We start from the raw sequence: 16,436 nt of genomic DNA, 5'->3' as shown, positions 1-16,436 counted from the left end.
TTGGGTGCCTGATGAACCTCCGTATAATCCTGATTCTGGGTGCCTTGAGCGCCTTCGCGCCGCTGGCGATCGATTTCTATCTGCCGGGCTTTCCAGCCATGGCCACCGCGTTCGCGACCGACGAAAAACACATCCAGCTGACCCTGGCGGTGTATTTCGGCGGTCTGGCCATCGGCCAATTGATCTACGGTCCGCTGGCGGACCGCTTTGGTCGGCGCGGCCCGCTGCTCAGCGGCGTGACCCTGTTTACCCTGGCCTCCTTCGCCTGCGCCTTTGCGCCGTCATTGGAATGGCTGATCGGCGCGCGCTTCGTGCAGGCCCTCGGCGGTTGCGCCGGCATGGTGATTTCCCGCGCGGTGGTCAGCGACAAATGTGATGCGGTGGGCTCAGCGAAAGTGTTTTCCCAACTGATGCTGGTCACCGGCCTGGCGCCGATCCTCGCGCCGTTGGCGGGTGGGCTGATGGTCGGCTTGTGGGGCTGGCAGTCGATTTTCCTGGCGCTGTCGATCTTCAGCGTAATGGCCGCCGTCGCCGTGGCCGTCGGGTTGCCTGAGACGTTCCCGGCCCATCAACCACGCCAGCCTTTGTCTGGATCGCTGCGTCGCTACGGTTCGCTGCTGTCAGACCGGGTCTACCTCGGCTATGCGCTGACCGGCGGCATCTCGATTGCCGGGATGTTTGCCTACATCGCCGGTTCGCCTTTCGTGTTTATCAAGCTGTATGGCGTGCCCGCCGAGCATTACGGCTGGGTCTTCGGTTCCAACGCCGCCGGCTTTATCCTGATGGCCCAGGTGAACGCACGCCTGCTGGCCAAGCGCGGCCCGGCGTTTTTACTGTCGCGCACGGTCTGGCTTTACATGCTGGCCGCGTTGACGCTGCTGGGTATCGCAGCCTTGCGCACCGACGCGCTGTGGCCGCTGCTGGTGCCGCTGTTTATATGCATCGCGAGCCTGGGCTGCATTTTGCCCAACACCTCGGCCTGCGCCATGGCTGGGCAGGGCGCCCGGGCGGGCAGTGCTTCGGCGTTGCTCGGCTGCATCCAGTTTGGCGTGGCGGCGGGCGCCGCGTCGCTGGTCGGCGTGTTGCATGACGGCACGGCGATGCCGATGGCCATGGTCATCAGCTTGTGCGGTGTATTGGCGGTGACGATTGCGATGTCGACCCAGCGCCTGCAACGGGCGAGGGCCGTGCAGGCGCAGGCCTGAAATGCGGGTCAGCCAGCGGCGGAACGTTGCTGGCTGAGCGGGAAGCGGTGGGGCGCCTGGATACGGGCTTGCAGGGTGTCGGCAAAGGCTCGGGCCTCGGCTTCACTGCGAAACGTAAACGCGTCGCCGTCGAGACGAACTTGCCATTTATTGCCTGGGGATTTTGCTAACGCTTTTATCAGGATTTTCATTGCTGACTTCCTCACGTAAAAGAATCGTGGCAAAGGCGGCCAATATAAACCCGAATACGCTCACAAATATGACAAAGATCAACTCTCTGACTAGCGGCGTCGTCCCTTACCTACAGGAATAAGGGACGACGCTGACAGACCGTTTTTAGAAGCCTTCCAGCACGATCTTGCCCTTGGCCTTGCCGCTTTCCAGCAGCGCATGGGCGCGGCGCAGATTCTCGGCGTTGATCACGCCGAAGTGCTCGCCCACCGTAGTTTTCAAGGTGCCGGCGTCGATCAGCTCGGCCACGCGGTTGAGCAGGTTGTGCTGCTCGATCATGTCCGGGGTCTCGAACATCGAGCGCGTGTACATGAACTCCCAGTGCAGCGACAGGCTCTTGCGCTTGAGTGTGCTCACGTCCAGCGCCTTGGGATCGTCAATCAGCGCCAGCTTGCCCTGGGGTTGCAGGGCTTCCACCAGTTGTTCGAGGTGATGGTCGGTCTGGGTCAGGCTGGCAACGTGGGTCACTTGCGGGTGGCCGGCGGCTTTCAGCGCTTCGCTCAGCGGTTGGCTGTGGTCGATCACCAGGTCGGCGCCGAGGTCCTTGGCCCAGGCCTGGGTTTCCGGGCGCGAGGCGGTGCCGATGACTTTCAGTGCTGTCAGTTGGCTGGCCAACTGGGTCAGGATCGAACCCACGCCACCGGCCGCGCCGACGATCAGCAGGCTCTGGCCCTCGTCCTCTTTACTCTCACGGACCTGCAGGCGTTCGAACAGCAGTTCCCAGGCGGTGATGGCGGTCAGGGGCAGCGCGGCGGCCTCGGCAAAACCCAGGCTCTTGGGCATATGGCCGACGATGCGCTCGTCCACAGTGTGCAACTCGCTGTTGCCACCTGGGCGCACCAGGGAGCCGGCGTAGAACACCTTGTCGCCGGCCTTGAACAGTGTCACTTCGCTGCCGACGGCCTTGACCACACCGGCCACATCCCAGCCCAGCACCTTGGCGTCGCCGTTTTCCGGGGCGACGTTCTGGCGGACCTTGGTGTCCACCGGGTTGACCGAGATGGCTTTGACTTCCACCAGCAGGTCGCGTGGACCGGCGACCGGTGCTGGCAGTTCGATGTCTTGCAGGGCGCTGGGATCGTTGATCGGCAGGGATGCGTAGTAGGCAATGGCTTTCATGATGGCTCCGGAAAAGGGCAGTGATCAGGCGAGAAATTTCAGGCGCTTGAGTTCGAAGTGTTCGATCACATCGGCGGCCTTGGCGCGAAAACTCTGGATGTGCGCGCTCTGGTCGTGGTCGGCCAGTGCGGCGTCATCGGCCCAGCGTTCGAGCATGTAGAAGGTCTCGGGGTGTTGCAGGTCCTGGTGCAGGTCGTATTGCTCGCAACCGGCTTCCAGGCGGGTGGGTTCCAGCAGGCCGCGCAGCAGGGTTTCCAGGGTGGCCTGTTGGCCGGGCTTGGCGATCAGCGTGGCAATGACGTTAAAGGCAGTGGACATGGCAACTCCAGACACGTGATGAACGGGATGCACAGATGATTGGCTATTTCCCGTGAAGATAAAAGCGGCTAAAACAGCAGTCTGTTTCAACGAAATTTTGATAATGGATGGGATGCATGCTGCGTTTTGACGATTTGCAGTTGTTTGTTCGCGCAGCCGACCTGGGCAGCCTTTCGGCTGCAGCGCGGGTCATGGACCTGTCGCCCGCCGTGGCCAGCGCGGCACTCAAGCGGATTGAAGAGCAACTGGGCACGCGCCTGCTGGCCCGGTCCACGCGCAGCCTGCGCCTGACTGCCGAAGGCGAGGGTTTCCTCGAATACGCGCGCGCCGCGTTGGGCGCGCTGGATGAGGGGCGGCGCCTGTTGGCCAGCGGCCAGGACCATGTCAGCGGCGTGCTGCAACTGTCGGCGCCGTCGGATTTCGGCCGCAACCAGCTGCTGCCGTGGCTGGATGAGTTCCAGCGTGAACACCCGCAACTCACCGTACGTTTATTGTTGGGTGATCGAATCGCCGACCTGTTCCGCCAGCCGGTGGATATCGCCCTGCGTTATGGCGAGCCTGAAGACTCAAGCCTGATTGCGCTGCCCGTGGCTCCCGAAAATGTCCGAGTGCTGTGTGCCGCGCCCAGCTACCTCGCGCGCCACGGGGAGCCCCGGCACCTGGAACAGTTGGCCCAGCACAACTGCCTGTTGTACATGCTCGGCAGCCGGGTCCACGACCATTGGAGTTTCCACGACGGCAAGCGCGAAGTCAGCCTGACGGTCTCGGGTGATCGTTTCAGCGACGACGCCGACGTGGTGCGACGCTGGGCGGTGGCTGGCGTGGGCATTGCCTACAAGTCATGGCTGGATGTGAGCACCGATGTGCTGGCCGGGCGCCTGCGATTGATCCTGCCGGAGCTGCGCGGCGAGCGAACGCCACTGAATCTGCTGTGCGCGCACCGTGCGCAGTTGAGTAAACCCATCAACCTGCTGCGGGAAATGCTTGTGGCTCGCTGTGCGACATTGACCGCGCAAAGGCCAGAGCGCCCGCGCGCTTCGCAGTAGCCTCCATCAAAGCAGGAAATTTCACTCAGAGCCTGTCCCTATCCGTGCTGTCGGACGTCGCGGAACCGCGGGTTTGCGCACCTATACTTCGGCACCAACCGCAGCAGATAAATGATTCAACAGGGAGTGGATAGATGGAACAGGCACCTTGCATCAGTCAGATCGCCAGCTTGCTCGCCGAGCCCAAGCGTACCGCCATGCTATGGGCATTGATGGACGGCTCGGCCAAGTCTTGCGCCGAACTGGCCTCCCTCGCCGAGCTTTCACCGGCGTCCGCCACTGCACACCTGGCACGGCTGACCGGCAGCGGCCTGCTGCGGGTCGAAGCTCGACGCGGCCAGCGGCTGTTTCGCATGGCGGCAGCGGACGTCAGCAGCGCCATCGATGCCCTGGCCACGACGACCATGGCCAGTGCCGTGCGTTCTGCCCCCGAGTCGTCGCCGCCGGCCTTGATGGCGCCTGCGTCGTTGCGCCACGCACGGTTATGCCACGGTCACCTGGGCGGCGAGCTGGCGGCGGGGGTGTATCAACGGATGATCGACGCAGGGTGGATCGAGCGCGCTGAGCAGCGCACCGACGTCACTTTCAAGGGCGCGCAGCGCTTGGCGAGGCTGGGTATTTTCACGCCGGCGCTGGCGTCACCGCTGGTGTGCGATTGTTTTGACTGGAGCCAGCATCAACCGCACCTGGGAGGGGCGTTGGGTGCGGGGTTGCTACAACTGTTTGTGCAGTCGGGCTGGATTCGCGCGGTCAACGAGTCCCGTGCCTTGCTGGTCAGCGAGACCGGGCTGGCGGAAATCACTCGGCTCGCGGCGCCGGAGCAGGCTTGAGGTGAAGAGGTCGCCGTTGGAGCGGGCTTGCTCGCAAAGGCGGCGTGTCAGTCACTCGGTGTTTGACTGATCTGCCGCCTTCGCCAGCAAGCCCGCGTCCGGCACCGTCAGGGTTTTACCAGTCGCGCGTCCAGGCTGTTCTGCGCCAGGCGTTTGGCCTGGTCCTGGGTCATGCCCAGCGAGGTGTACAGCGCGTGGAAGTTCTCGGTGACATAGCCGCCGAAGTACGCTGGATCATCCGAGTTCACCGTCACCTTCACGCCACGCTCGAGCATGTCGAGGATGTTGTGCTGCGCCATGTCGTCGAACACGCACAGTTTGGTGTTGGACAGCGGGCAGACGGTCAGCGGGATCTGCTCGTCGATGATGCGCTGCATCAGGCGTTCGTCTTCGATGGCGCGCACGCCATGGTCGATACGCTGGATTTTCAGCAGGTCGATGGCTTCCCAGATGTACTCGGGCGGGCCTTCTTCGCCGGCGTGGGCGACAGTGAGGAAGCCTTCGTGGCGGGCGCGGTCGAACACGCGCTGGAACTTGCTCGGCGGGTGGCCCATTTCCGAACTGTCCAGGCCCACGGCCACGAACGCGTCACGGAACGGCAGCGCCTGGTCGAGGGTTTTCTCGGCCTCGGCTTCGCTCAGGTGGCGCAGGAAGCTGAGGATCAAGCCGCTGGTGATCCCCAGTTGCTGCTCGCCATCTTTGAGGGCCGCGGCGATACCGTTGAGCACCACTTCGAACGGGATGCCACGGTCGGTATGGGTCTGCGGGTCGAAGAACGGTTCGGTATGGATCACGTTCTGTTCTTTGCAGCGCAGCAGGTAGGCCCAGGTCAGGTCATAGAAATCCTGGGAGGTGCGCAGCACGTCGGCGCCCTTGTAATACAGGTCGAGAAACTCTTGCAGGTTGTTGAAGGCGTAGGCCTTGCGCAGGGTTTCAACGTCGTTCCACGGCAGCGCGATCTTGTTGCGCTCGGCCAGGGCGAACAGCAGCTCAGGCTCCAGCGAGCCTTCCAGGTGCAGGTGCAATTCAGCCTTGGGCAGGGCGTTGAGCCAATCGTACATTTCTATAATTCTCATCAGGTGCAATGGCGGCATTCTACAGGTCATGACTGAAATAATCGGCAAAACCTGACCGGCAGAAGAGTTTTGGTGGGTTCGCGCAAGGTCCGCGTGAACTAAGGTGTAACGAAACGTTAGCGGCGTGACGCAGTCTGTACCCCATCAATGACTGATTTGCCGTCCTAAAAGGCCCGGAATGCTCACATCCCTCAAGCAAGAAAAATTCATGTTGCTGGCGCTGATTGCCGCCATCGCCGCCTACCCGTTGGAGCACTGGATGCTGCACAGCGGGCAGATGGTCGCGCTGCTGGCCGGCGTGGTGCTGATTGCGTTTATCGTGGTGGCCTCGATGCGCGTGGCGCACCATGCCGAGCAGTTGGCGGAAAAGGTCGGCGACCCCTACGGCACGATGATCCTGACCCTCGCCGCCGTACTGGTGGAAGTGGTGATCCTGGCGATCATGATGAGCAATGAGCCGTCGCCAACCCTGGTGCGCGACACCATCTATTCGGCAGTGATGCTCGATATCAACGGCATCCTCGGCCTGGCGGCGTTGATGGGCGGCATCAAGCATGGCGAACAGTCCTACAACGATGATTCGGCACGCACCTACAGCGTGATGATCCTCACCGCCATGGGCGTGTCGATGGTGGTGCCGGAATTTATCCCCGAGGCCGACTGGAAAATCTACTCGGCCTTCACCATCGGTGCGATGGTGGTGCTCTACACCCTGTTCCTGAGAATGCAGGTAGGGCCGCACAGTTATTTCTTCAGCTACAGCTACCCGGAAAAGCGTCGCAAGAAACTGCCGGAAGAGGAGCAGGCGCCGCCGGTGAACCTGGCGTTCTCCATCGGCACCCTGGTGTTTGGCGTGATTGTGATTGGCGCACTGGCCGAGGTGATGTCCAAGACGCTCGACCTGGGCCTGGAAGGTACGGGAGCACCGCCGGTCATCACTGCGATTGTGGTCGCGGCGATTTCAGCGGCACCGGAAATCCTGACGGCCTTGCGCGCCGCCCTGGCCAACCGCATGCAATCGGTGGTCAACATCGCGTTGGGTGCATCCTTGTCGACGGTGATCCTGACGGTGCCGGTCATGGAGGCCATGGCGCTCTACACCGGCCAGCCGTTCCAGATGGCGATGACGCCGGTGCAGACGGTGATGGTGTTTATCACGCTGATCGTCAGCGCGATCAACCTCAACGATGGCGAAACCAACGCTATCGAAGGGATGACCCACTTTGTGCTGTTTGCGACGTTTATCATGCTGTCGTTGCTGGGTTTGTAAACGGCTCTACAGAGCACCCTGGAAACCAGTGTGGGAGCGGGCTTGCTCGCGAAGGCAGTGTGTCAGTCGATGCATAAGCTGACTGATCTACTGCATTCGCGAGCAAGCCCGCTCCCACATGTTGATGGCGTTTCTTCCGTTAAATTGGGTTGATCAGTTCACGCGCCGCCTGGCTGTGATCGGCAATCAAGCCTTTGAGATCCAGGCCTTCAACCTGCCCGTCGATCACACGCCACTGGCCGCCGATCATCACCCGGTCCGCACGGTCCGCACCGCACAGCAGCAGGGCGGAAATCGGGTCGTGGCTTCCGGAGAAGCGCAGCTCATCGAGCTTGAACAGCGCCAGGTCGGCCTGTTTGCCAACGGCCAGTTCGCCGATATCCGTGCGCCCCAGCAGCTGAGCAGAGCCCTTGGTCGCCCAGCCCAGTACGCCTTCTGGCGTGATCTTCTCGGCACCATAACGCAGGCGCTGGATGTACAGGGCCTGGCGGGTCTCGAGGATCATGTTCGAGGCATCATTGGAGGCCGAGCCGTCCACGCCCAGGCCGATAGGCGCGCCGGCGGCGAGCAGGTCCAGGGTCGGACAGATGCCGGACGCCAGGCGCATATTCGAACTCGGGCAGTGGCAGATGCCGGTACCGGCCTCTCCCAGGCGCGCGATTTCATCCGGGTTGAAGTGAATGCCATGGGCCAGCCAGGTGCGCGGGCCGAGCCAGCCGACACTGTCGAGGTAGTCCACCGTGCGCAGGCCGAAACGCTGCAGGCAGAAGTCTTCTTCATCGAGGGTTTCCGCCAAGTGGGTGTGCAGGCGCACATCGAGTTGGTCGGCCAGTTCGGCGCTGGCGCGCATGATTTCCGGCGTGACGGAAAACGGCGAGCAGGGCGCCAGGCCAATCTGGATCTGCGCGCCGGCGCCCCGCTGGTGGTATTCGCGGATCAGGCGTTGGCTGTCGTCAAGGATCACTTGGCCTTGTTGCACCGTCTGCTGTGGCGGCAGGCCGCCGTCGGCTTCTCCCAGGCTCATGGAGCCGCGGGTGAGCATGGCGCGCATGCCCAGTTCGCGCACGCTTTGCACCTGCACATCGATGGCATTTTCCAGGCCGTCGGGGAACAGGTAGTGGTGATCGGCCGCCGTGGTGCAGCCCGAGAGCAGCAGCTCGGCGAGTGCAACTTTAGTGGCCAGCGCGAGTTTTTCCGGGGTCAGCCGTGCCCATACCGGGTACAGGGTTTTCAACCAGGGAAACAGCGGCTGGTTGACCACCGGCGCCCAGGCGCGGGTCAGGGTCTGGTAGAAATGGTGGTGGGTGTTGATCAGCCCCGGGAGGATCACGTGTTCGCGCGCGTCGAACACCTGCGCGCAGGGTTGTGCGGGGGCTTGGCCCAGGGGCAGCAACTCGGTGATCACACCGTCTTGCAGCACCAGGCCGCCACGGGCGTCGAGGCCGTTGGCAGTGAAAATCGCGAGGGGGTTTTTTAACCAGATACGGGTCGCAGGCATTGGCCGGCTCCTCTGAATGATGGGTTCAGGTTTGCCAGCTCAGTGTTGCCCTGTCTGCTGATCCAGGGTCGCCGGTGAGGGCGAGATGCAGAGTCTACTTGTAGTCTATGTTCGGGTCTATCTGTAGGAGCGCGCTGCCTTTGAGACCATCGCCGGCAAGCGCTCCCACAGTGGAGTGGCGTTACCAGGCGATGGTGTCGCCCTTGTAGTCGATGAAGTGATGGCCGCCCTTGCCGGTGTAGGCGTTCACCTGGTCCACCAGGCCGCGCACGCTGGTGTCGACATCGATATGCGCGTTTTCGCCGCCCATGTCGGTCTTCACCCAGCCCGGATGCAGCGACAGCACGGTGAGCTTGTGGTCACCGAGTTGCGTGATAAAGCTGTTGGTCATCGAGTTGAGCGCGGCCTTGCTCGCCTTGTACAGCGCCAGGTCCGGGCCATCGGGGATGGTCACGCTGCCCAGCACCGAACTCATGAACGCCAGCACACCGCTGTCCTTGCGGATCTGCCCGACAAAGCGCTGGGCCAGGTTGATCGGCGCCACGGCGTTGGTGTAGAACAGCTGGCCGACTTCCGCCAGGGTGGCATGACCAGGTTCCTGATTGGCGGGGCCCTTGACGCCGGCGTTGACGAACAGCAAGTCGAAGGTGCGGTCCTTGAGGCGCTGGTTCAGGGCGATCACGGCTTGTTGATCGTCCATGTCGAGCTTCTCGATCTGCACCGGGCCGACGGCTTTGAGGGCATCGGCCTTGTTCGGATCACGCACGGTGGCGGTCAGGTCCCAGCCATCCTTGAGCAATTGCTTGACCAAGCCAAGGCCCAGCCCGCGCGAGGCGCCGATGATCAGTGCGGTTTTTGGCGTAGACATGAAGGGCTTCCTTTGAAATCGCGGTTCAGGGAATTCAGTACACAACAGTAGCAGTTTCAGCGTTGCAGCAGGATACGTCCTCGGCTCAAGTCGGCGAGCTGGGTTTGCAGGGTGTCGATCTGGGTTTCGCCCAGGGCCAGTTGCAGCTCCACGCCGTTGGCGGTGAAGTTTTCCTCGACGACGAGCCCGCCGAGTTCGGCGACGCGCAGCTTGACCAGGTTCAGTTCGGAGAAGCTGCAGGCGCAACTCAGCGGCACGCGGCTGATCAGCTCGATGCGCTCGGCGGCCTGCAGGCATTTATTCGCGCCGCCGCCATAGGCGCGCGCGAGGCCGCCGGTGCCCAGTTGGATGCCGCCGTACCAGCGGATCACCAGCACGGCGACCTGATCGAATCCTTGTGCCTCGATGGCCGCAAGGATGGGCCGCCCAGCGGTGCCGCCAGGTTCACCGTCGTCATTGCTGCGGTATTGATCGGCGAGCTTCCAGGCCCAGCAGTTGTGCGTGGCGTTCAAGTCGCTGTGTTGCTCGAAAAACGCCTGGGCGTCCTGCGGGCTGGTGATCGGTGCGGCGAGGGTGATAAAGCGGCTTTTGCGAATTTCTTCGCGAAACTCGCAAAGGCCGGTAAGCGTGAAAGGCATAAGTCGCGTCTTCAGGGGGCCGGCTTGACGCCACAGCCTTTGAGAATGATGTGGATCAGGTTGGTCCCGGCTTCTTCCATGTCTTGCTTGGTCAGCTTGGTGCGCCCGGTGACACGGCAGATCTGGGTGGCGAAGTCGGCGTAATGCTGGGTGCTGCCCCACAACAGGAAGATCAGGTGCACCGGGTCGACCGGGTCCATCTTGCCGGCATCCATCCAGGCCTGGAACACCGCCGCCCGGCCGCTGAACCAGGCGCGGTAGTCCTGGCTGAAATATTCGGTCAGGCATTCGCCGCCGCTGATGATCTCCATCGCAAAGATCCGCGAGGCCTGGGGTTGGCGCCGCGAGAATTCCATCTTGGTGCGAATGTAGCGGGTGAGGGCTACAGCCGGGTCATCATCGGCGGTCAGGGCGTTGAAGGTACTGTCCCACAACTCCAGGATATTGCTGAGCACCGCGATATACAGGCCCAGTTTATTGGTGAAGTAGTAATGCAGGTTGGCCTTGGGCAGCCCGGCGCTCGCGGCAATCGTATTCATGCTGGTGCCTTTGTAGCCATGGCGCGCGAACTCATCTTCAGCAGCCTGGAGAATCGCTTGTTCGTTCTTTTGCCGAATGCGGCTGGCGGGTTTACCGGCGGGGTTGCTGTGGGCAGGAACTTCGAGGCTCATGGAGGTTTCCGTGCTGATCGATGATGGCGACGTGTGCACAGATAACCCACCCTCAAGCCTCAGACAAGTCCCGATGCAATAAAACCGTCAAAGCGGTTCCAGGCTGTCGCTTTCCGACGCGCGGTTTGCGGCAACCGAGGTCGCTTTGGTTTCCGGCAGTAATAGGCACAACACAATCGCCGTCAGCCCGCCGCTGATGATGGCCGAGTCGAACAGGTTCTGCACCAGGACGGGCATCAAGTGCAGCAGGTTGGGTTGGGCGGCAATGCCCAGGCCGACGCCGAATGAAGTGGCGATGATCAGCATGCTGCGCCGGTCCAGCGGCGCCTGGGCCAGGATGCGCACGCCGGCGGCGGCCACGCTGCCGAACATCACCAGGGTCGCACCGCCCAGCACCGGCTTGGGGATCTGCTGCAGCACCGCGCCAATCAACGGGAACAGGCCCAGGGCGAACAGCACCACGCCGATGTACAGCCCGACGTAACGGCTGGCCACGCCAGTGAGTTGGATCACGCCGTTGTTCTGCGCAAATGTGGTGTTGGGGAAGGCGCTGAAGGTGGCGGCGATCATGCAGCTGACGCCATCGCCGAGCACGCCGCCTTTAAGCCGGCTTATATAAGCAGGGCCGCTGATGGGTTGACGGGCGATCATGCAGTTGGCCGTGAGGTCGCCCACGGTTTCGATACTGCTGATCAGATAAATCAGCGCGATTGGCAGGAATGCGCTCCAGTCGAAGTTGAAGCCGAAGCGAAACGGTATCGGCAGGCTGACCAGAGGCAAATCGGGCAGGGCGTGTGGCACCAGCTTGCCACTGAACCATGCCGCCAGGCTGCCGAGGGCCAACCCGATAATGATGGCCGAGAGGCGCACCCACGGCGTGTTGGAGCGATTGAGCAGGATGATCGTCAGTACCACGAACAGGCCCAGCGCCAGGTTGGTCGGGGCGCCGAAGTCCGGGGCATTGAAGCCGCCGCCCAAATCCGTGATGCCGACCTTGATCAGGCTGATGCCGATCAGCGTGATGACAATCCCGGTGACCAACGGGGTGATGACCCGGCGCAACTGGCCGATGAAACGACTCAACACGATTTGCACAGCCGCGCCGAAAAAGCACACACCGAAGATCATCGCCAGGATGTCTTCCGGGCTGCCGCCACGTTGCTTGACCAGGAACCCTGCGGACAACACTGCGCCGAGAAACGCAAAGCTGGTGCCCTGCAGGCAGATCATCCCGGCGCCAATGCCGAATGGCCTGCGGGCCTGGATGAAGGTTCCTACGCCGGACACCATCAAAGCCATGCTGATCAGGTAGGGCAAGTGGGCGGTAAGGCCCAGCGTGGACCCGATGATCAGCGGCGGGGTGATGATGCCGACGAAAGCGGCCAACACATGTTGCAAGGCGGCCAGCAGGGAGGGCAGCGGTTTCGGTCGGTCATTCAGGCCGTAGATCAGGTCACTGGGGCTGGTGGATTCTGGTGGCATGGCGGGCAACTCGAGGCGGACGGTTCAAGGTCCTCGTGCCCTTGCAAAAAACTGTCCAACTGCTCAGCTTTTTGCGCAGGCCCCGAGTTAGCGCGTTGCTGCCAGGCTTTCCAGGAAACTTTCCAGCACCAAATGAGGGCGACGTCCCTTGCGCGTGACCGATGCGAGGCTCAAATCGTAAAAACGTGTAGTCGGTTTCAGCGCGCGCAGTCGGCCTTGTTGCACCCACAGGCTGGCGTAGTGGTCGGGCAGGTAGCCGATGTAGCGACCGGTCAGAATCAGGAACGCCATGCCCTCGCGGTCGGAGGCGCTGGCGGTGCAGTTGAGCGCCTGGTAATGAGCCTGGATCTCGGCGGGCAGGCGGAAGGTGGGGGCGATGGCGTCCTGGGTGTCGATGCGCGCGTCGTCGAGTTGCTTGTCATCGGCATAGAACAGCGGGTGGCCGACGGCGCAGTAGAGCAGCGAGCGTTCGCTGTACAACGGCTGGTATTCGAGGCCGGAGAGGGCGCTGGCCTGGGGCACCACGCCGACGTGCAAGCGGCCGTCGAGTACTCCTTGTTCAACTTCATTGGGCGCGATCATGCGGATCTGGATCTGCACGTCCGGGCCGCGTTCCTTCAACTGCGCCAACGCGTGCGTGATGCGCATGTGGGGCAGGGTGACCAGGTTGTCGGTCAGGCCGATGATCAACTCACCGCGCAGGTGCTGGTGCAGGCCGTTGACCTCGGTGCGAAAGCTTTCCAGGGCACTTAATAGCTGCAGCGCCGATTGGTAGACCTCGCGGCCCTCTTCGGTAAGGGAAAAACCGGCGCGGCCGCGCTGACAGAGTCTTAATCCGAGCCGCTGCTCCAGGTCGCTCATCTGCTGGCTGATCGCGGAGCGGCCGATACCGAGTACGGTCTCCGCCGCCGAAAAGCCGCCGCACTCGACCACGCTGCGAAAGATGCGCAGCAGGCGAATATCGAAGTCGCTGACTTGGGCCAGAGGATCGGGTCGACGGCTGCTCATAGTTTAGTAAAGGCCTGACTGAAGGTTAGAAGAGTTGGATTTCACCGACTTTATCCTCGTGGCAATTTAGCTGCAACAACGCTTTTCAATCCCGACGCTGCCTTTTGCCCTGCGAGGTTTTGCTGATGAACATGCCCGAAAACGCCCCTTCGTCCCTGGCCAGCCAACTGAAGTTGGATGCGCACTGGATGCCCTACACGGCCAACCGTAACTTCCAGCGTGACCCACGGCTGATCGTCGCCGCCGAGGGCAGTTGGCTGACGGATGACAAGGGTCGCAAGGTCTACGATTCGCTGTCGGGCCTGTGGACCTGTGGCGCCGGGCACACCCGCAAGGAAATCCAGGAAGCCGTCGCCAAGCAGTTGGGCACCTTGGACTACTCCCCGGGCTTCCAATACGGTCATCCGTTGTCTTTCCAGCTGGCAGAAAAGATCACCGATCTGACCCCGGGCAACCTCAACCACGTGTTCTTCACCGACTCCGGTTCCGAGTGCGCCGACACGGCGGTGAAGATGGTGCGTGCCTACTGGCGCCTGAAGGGCCAGGCCACCAAGACCAAGATGATCGGCCGCGCCCGTGGTTACCACGGGGTAAACATCGCCGGCACCAGCCTGGGCGGCGTCAACGGCAACCGTAAACTGTTTGGCCAGGGCTTGATGGATGTTGACCATCTGCCGCACACCTTGCTGGCGAGCAATGCGTTCTCGCGTGGCATGCCGGAGCAGGGCGGGATTGCCTTGGCCGATGAGCTGCTCAAACTGATCGAATTGCATGACGCGTCGAACATCGCCGCCGTGTTTGTCGAGCCGATGGCCGGTTCCGCCGGCGTGCTGGTACCGCCACAGGGCTACCTCAAGCGTCTGCGTGAGATTTGCGACCAGCACAACATCCTCTTGGTGTTCGACGAAGTGATCACCGGTTTCGGCCGTACCGGCTCAATGTTCGGCGCCGACAGCTTCGGTGTGACCCCGGACCTGATGTGCATCGCCAAGCAAGTCACCAACGGCGCGATCCCGATGGGCGCGGTGATTGCCAGCAGCGAGATCTATCAGACCTTCATGAACCAGGCGACGCCTGAGTACGCGGTGGAATTCCCTCACGGCTACACCTACTCGGCGCACCCGGTAGCCTGCGCTGCCGGCCTTGCGGCATTGGACCTGCTGCAGAAGGAAAACCTGGTGCAGAGCGTAGCCGAAGTCGCCCCGCACTTTGAGAATGCGCTGCACGGCTTGAAGGGCAGCAAGAACGTGATCGACATCCGTAACTATGGCCTGGCCGGTGCGATCCAGATTGCCCCGCGTGACGGTGATGCGATCGTGCGTCCATTCGAGGCCGGCATGGCGTTGTGGAAGGCCGGTTTCTACGTGCGCTTTGGCGGTGACACCCTGCAGTTCGGGCCAACCTTCAACAGCAAGCCGCAGGACCTGGATCGTCTGTTCGATGCGGTCGGCGAAGTGCTGAACAAGATCGACTGATTTCTCCTTCTATATAGAACAACTTTTCAGGAGCCCTGCATGAGCCTTATCCAGCATTTGATCAACGGTGAGTTGGTCAACGACAGCGGTCGAAGTGCCGACGTCTACAACCCATCCACCGGCCAAGTCATTCACCAGGTGCCGTTGGCCAGCCGTGAAACCATTCAACAGGCGATCGACTCGGCCAAGGCGGCGTTTCCAGCCTGGCGTAATACTCCGCCGGCCAAGCGCGCCCAGGTGATGTTCCGGTTCAAGCAATTGCTGGAGCAGAACGAAGCACGCATTTCGCAGTTGATCAGTGAAGAGCACGGCAAGACGCTGGAAGATGCTGCCGGTGAGCTCAAGCGCGGGATCGAGAACGTTGAGTACGCGTGCTCGGCGCCGGAAATTCTCAAGGGTGAGTACAGCCGCAACGTCGGGCCGAACATTGATGCGTGGTCGGACTTCCAGCCGTTGGGTGTGGTGGCGGGCATCACCCCGTTCAACTTCCCGGCGATGGTGCCGCTGTGGATGTACCCACTGGCGATCGTCTGCGGTAACTGTTTCATCCTCAAGCCGTCCGAACGCGACCCGAGTTCGACGCTGCTGATTGCACAACTGCTGCAGGAAGCCGGTTTGCCCAAAGGCGTGCTGAGCGTGGTGCACGGCGACAAGGGCGCGGTGGATGCGTTGATCGAGGCACCGGAAGTCAAGGCGCTGAGCTTTGTCGGTTCGACGCCGATTGCCGAATACATCTATGCCGAGGCGACCAAGCGCGGCAAGCGCGTCCAAGCCCTGGGCGGCGCGAAGAACCATGCGGTGTTGATGCCGGATGCGGACCTGGATAACGCGGTCAGCGCGTTGATGGGCGCGGCCTATGGTTCGTGTGGCGAGCGTTGCATGGCGATCTCGGTGGCGGTGTGCGTGGGTGATCAGGTGGCGGATGCGTTGATCGCCAAACTGGTACCGCAGGTCAAGGCGCTGAAGATTGGTGCGGGCACATCCTGCGGCCTGGATATGGGGCCGTTGGTGACGGGGCAGGCACGGGATAAAGTCAGTGGCTATATAGAAGACGGCGTGGCGTCGGGCGCTGAGCTGGTGGTCGACGGGCGTGGTTTGAGTGTTGCCGGGCATGAAGAGGGCTTCTTCCTGGGCGGTAGCCTGTTCGACCGCGTGACGCCTGAGATGCGTATCTATAAGGAAGAGATCTTCGGGCCGGTGCTGTGCGTGGTCCGGGTGAGCAGCCTGGAAGCGGCGATGCAACTGATCAACGATCACGAATACGGTAATGGCACGTGCATCTTCACTCGCGACGGTGAAGCGGCCCGGCTGTTCTGTGACGAGATTGAAGTGGGCATGGTCGGTGTGAACGTTCCATTGCCGGTGCCGGTGGCGTATCACAGCTTTGGTGGCTGGAAGCGTTCGCTGTTTGGCGACTTGCATGCCTATGGGCCGGATGGCGTGCGCTTCTATACCCGTCGCAAGGCGATTACCCAGCGTTGGCCGCAGCGCGCCAGTCATGAAGCGTCGCAGTTTGCCTTCCCTAGCCTGTAAGGCTGGGTAACTAGAAAGCCGGCCCCTTGGGGCCGGCTTTCGCGTTTTTGGGGGCTTTTTGACCGATATGACAGAAATGTGAAAAAAAGGTGTTGACGGCAGATTCTGGAAGTCTATAATTCGCCCCACTTCCGGCGCAGTCGAAACGGAAAACTCCTTGGTAAACAA

At 62.0% G+C, this 16,436-nt stretch carries 16 protein-coding genes; 6 read left to right on the top strand and 10 right to left on the bottom strand.

Annotation, left to right across the window (positions count from 1 at the left end; genetic code table 11):
• Window positions 1–11: 11 nt before the first annotated feature.
• Entirely contained in the window at window positions 12–1,205 is a 1,194-nt protein-coding gene (locus tag AC07OJ_RS18150) for a multidrug effflux MFS transporter (protein WP_495094940.1), read from the top strand.
• A gap of 8 nt (window positions 1,206–1,213) precedes the next feature.
• On the opposite strand, the gene AC07OJ_RS18145 is transcribed toward AC07OJ_RS18150, so the two are convergent.
• The 3 genes from AC07OJ_RS18145 to AC07OJ_RS18135 all read right to left on the bottom strand — a co-directional run bounded on the left by AC07OJ_RS18145 (window position 1,214) and on the right by AC07OJ_RS18135 (window position 2,873).
• Complete coding sequence (locus AC07OJ_RS18145) at window positions 1,214–1,396, bottom strand: hypothetical protein (RefSeq protein ID WP_027607955.1); 183 nt, start codon at window positions 1,394–1,396, stop codon at window positions 1,214–1,216.
• A gap of 145 nt (window positions 1,397–1,541) precedes the next feature.
• Complete coding sequence (locus AC07OJ_RS18140; protein WP_065900365.1) at window positions 1,542–2,555, bottom strand: zinc-binding alcohol dehydrogenase family protein; 1,014 nt, start codon at window positions 2,553–2,555, stop codon at window positions 1,542–1,544.
• A 24-nt stretch (window positions 2,556–2,579) separates the two neighbouring features.
• A complete protein-coding gene (locus AC07OJ_RS18135) occupies window positions 2,580–2,873 on the bottom strand; it encodes a putative quinol monooxygenase (RefSeq protein WP_065900367.1) in 294 nt (97 codons plus the stop codon).
• A 116-nt stretch (window positions 2,874–2,989) separates the two neighbouring features.
• Here AC07OJ_RS18135 and vimR point away from each other — a divergent pair, with 116 nt between their 5' ends.
• Together vimR and AC07OJ_RS18125 are read left to right on the top strand one after the other, a co-directional pair.
• Entirely contained in the window at window positions 2,990–3,919 is a 930-nt protein-coding gene (vimR, locus tag AC07OJ_RS18130) for a transcription regulator VimR (RefSeq protein ID WP_065900369.1), read from the top strand.
• A gap of 134 nt (window positions 3,920–4,053) precedes the next feature.
• The gene (locus tag AC07OJ_RS18125; RefSeq protein WP_213550484.1) at window positions 4,054–4,749 is read left to right on the top strand and encodes a winged helix-turn-helix domain-containing protein; all 696 of its coding nucleotides are present in this window, start codon (window positions 4,054–4,056) and stop codon (window positions 4,747–4,749) included.
• 107 nt (window positions 4,750–4,856) lie between these two features.
• On the opposite strand, the gene AC07OJ_RS18120 is transcribed toward AC07OJ_RS18125, so the two are convergent.
• The gene (locus AC07OJ_RS18120) at window positions 4,857–5,810 is read right to left on the bottom strand and encodes an adenosine deaminase (RefSeq protein WP_012722045.1); all 954 of its coding nucleotides are present in this window, start codon (window positions 5,808–5,810) and stop codon (window positions 4,857–4,859) included.
• A 193-nt stretch (window positions 5,811–6,003) separates the two neighbouring features.
• On the opposite strand from AC07OJ_RS18120, the gene AC07OJ_RS18115 reads away from it, so the two are divergent.
• Window positions 6,004–7,095 carry a calcium:cation antiporter gene (locus AC07OJ_RS18115; protein ID WP_065900373.1) on the top strand — a complete coding sequence of 364 codons (1,092 nt, stop codon included), beginning with the start codon at window positions 6,004–6,006 and terminating at the stop codon, window positions 7,093–7,095.
• A 139-nt stretch (window positions 7,096–7,234) separates the two neighbouring features.
• On the opposite strand, the gene AC07OJ_RS18110 is transcribed toward AC07OJ_RS18115, so the two are convergent.
• From AC07OJ_RS18110 to AC07OJ_RS18085, 6 genes are all read right to left on the bottom strand, one after another.
• Window positions 7,235–8,593, bottom strand: coding sequence for an 8-oxoguanine deaminase (locus tag AC07OJ_RS18110; protein ID WP_495094939.1), 1,359 nt, complete (start codon window positions 8,591–8,593; stop codon window positions 7,235–7,237).
• 181 nt (window positions 8,594–8,774) lie between these two features.
• A complete protein-coding gene (locus AC07OJ_RS18105) occupies window positions 8,775–9,461 on the bottom strand; it encodes an SDR family oxidoreductase (RefSeq protein ID WP_495094938.1) in 687 nt (228 codons plus the stop codon).
• Between the two features lie 56 nt (window positions 9,462–9,517).
• Complete coding sequence (locus tag AC07OJ_RS18100; RefSeq protein WP_106805251.1) at window positions 9,518–10,099, bottom strand: IMPACT family protein; 582 nt, start codon at window positions 10,097–10,099, stop codon at window positions 9,518–9,520.
• A gap of 11 nt (window positions 10,100–10,110) precedes the next feature.
• Entirely contained in the window at window positions 10,111–10,770 is a 660-nt protein-coding gene (locus AC07OJ_RS18095) for a TetR/AcrR family transcriptional regulator (RefSeq protein WP_495094937.1), read from the bottom strand.
• A gap of 87 nt (window positions 10,771–10,857) precedes the next feature.
• Window positions 10,858–12,252: a uracil-xanthine permease family protein gene (locus AC07OJ_RS18090; RefSeq protein ID WP_495094936.1), complete on the bottom strand. Its 1,395-nt coding sequence runs from the start codon at window positions 12,250–12,252 to the stop codon at window positions 10,858–10,860.
• Window positions 12,253–12,339: 87 nt separating this feature from the next.
• On the bottom strand, window positions 12,340–13,260 hold the full coding sequence (locus AC07OJ_RS18085; RefSeq protein ID WP_065900383.1) for a LysR family transcriptional regulator: 921 nt from the start codon (window positions 13,258–13,260) through the stop codon (window positions 12,340–12,342).
• Window positions 13,261–13,385: 125 nt separating this feature from the next.
• On the opposite strand from AC07OJ_RS18085, the gene aptA reads away from it, so the two are divergent.
• Window positions 13,386–14,735 carry an omega-aminotransferase AptA gene (gene aptA, locus AC07OJ_RS18080; RefSeq protein ID WP_065900385.1) on the top strand — a complete coding sequence of 450 codons (1,350 nt, stop codon included), beginning with the start codon at window positions 13,386–13,388 and terminating at the stop codon, window positions 14,733–14,735.
• Window positions 14,736–14,774: 39 nt separating this feature from the next.
• Window positions 14,775–16,268 carry a CoA-acylating methylmalonate-semialdehyde dehydrogenase gene (locus tag AC07OJ_RS18075; RefSeq protein ID WP_065900387.1) on the top strand — a complete coding sequence of 498 codons (1,494 nt, stop codon included), beginning with the start codon at window positions 14,775–14,777 and terminating at the stop codon, window positions 16,266–16,268.
• Window positions 16,269–16,436: the final 168 nt, after the last annotated feature.

Source organism: Pseudomonas sp. GW821-FHT09C08 (genome assembly GCF_059418125.1).
This window is presented reverse-complemented; position numbering and strand designations above follow the sequence as displayed.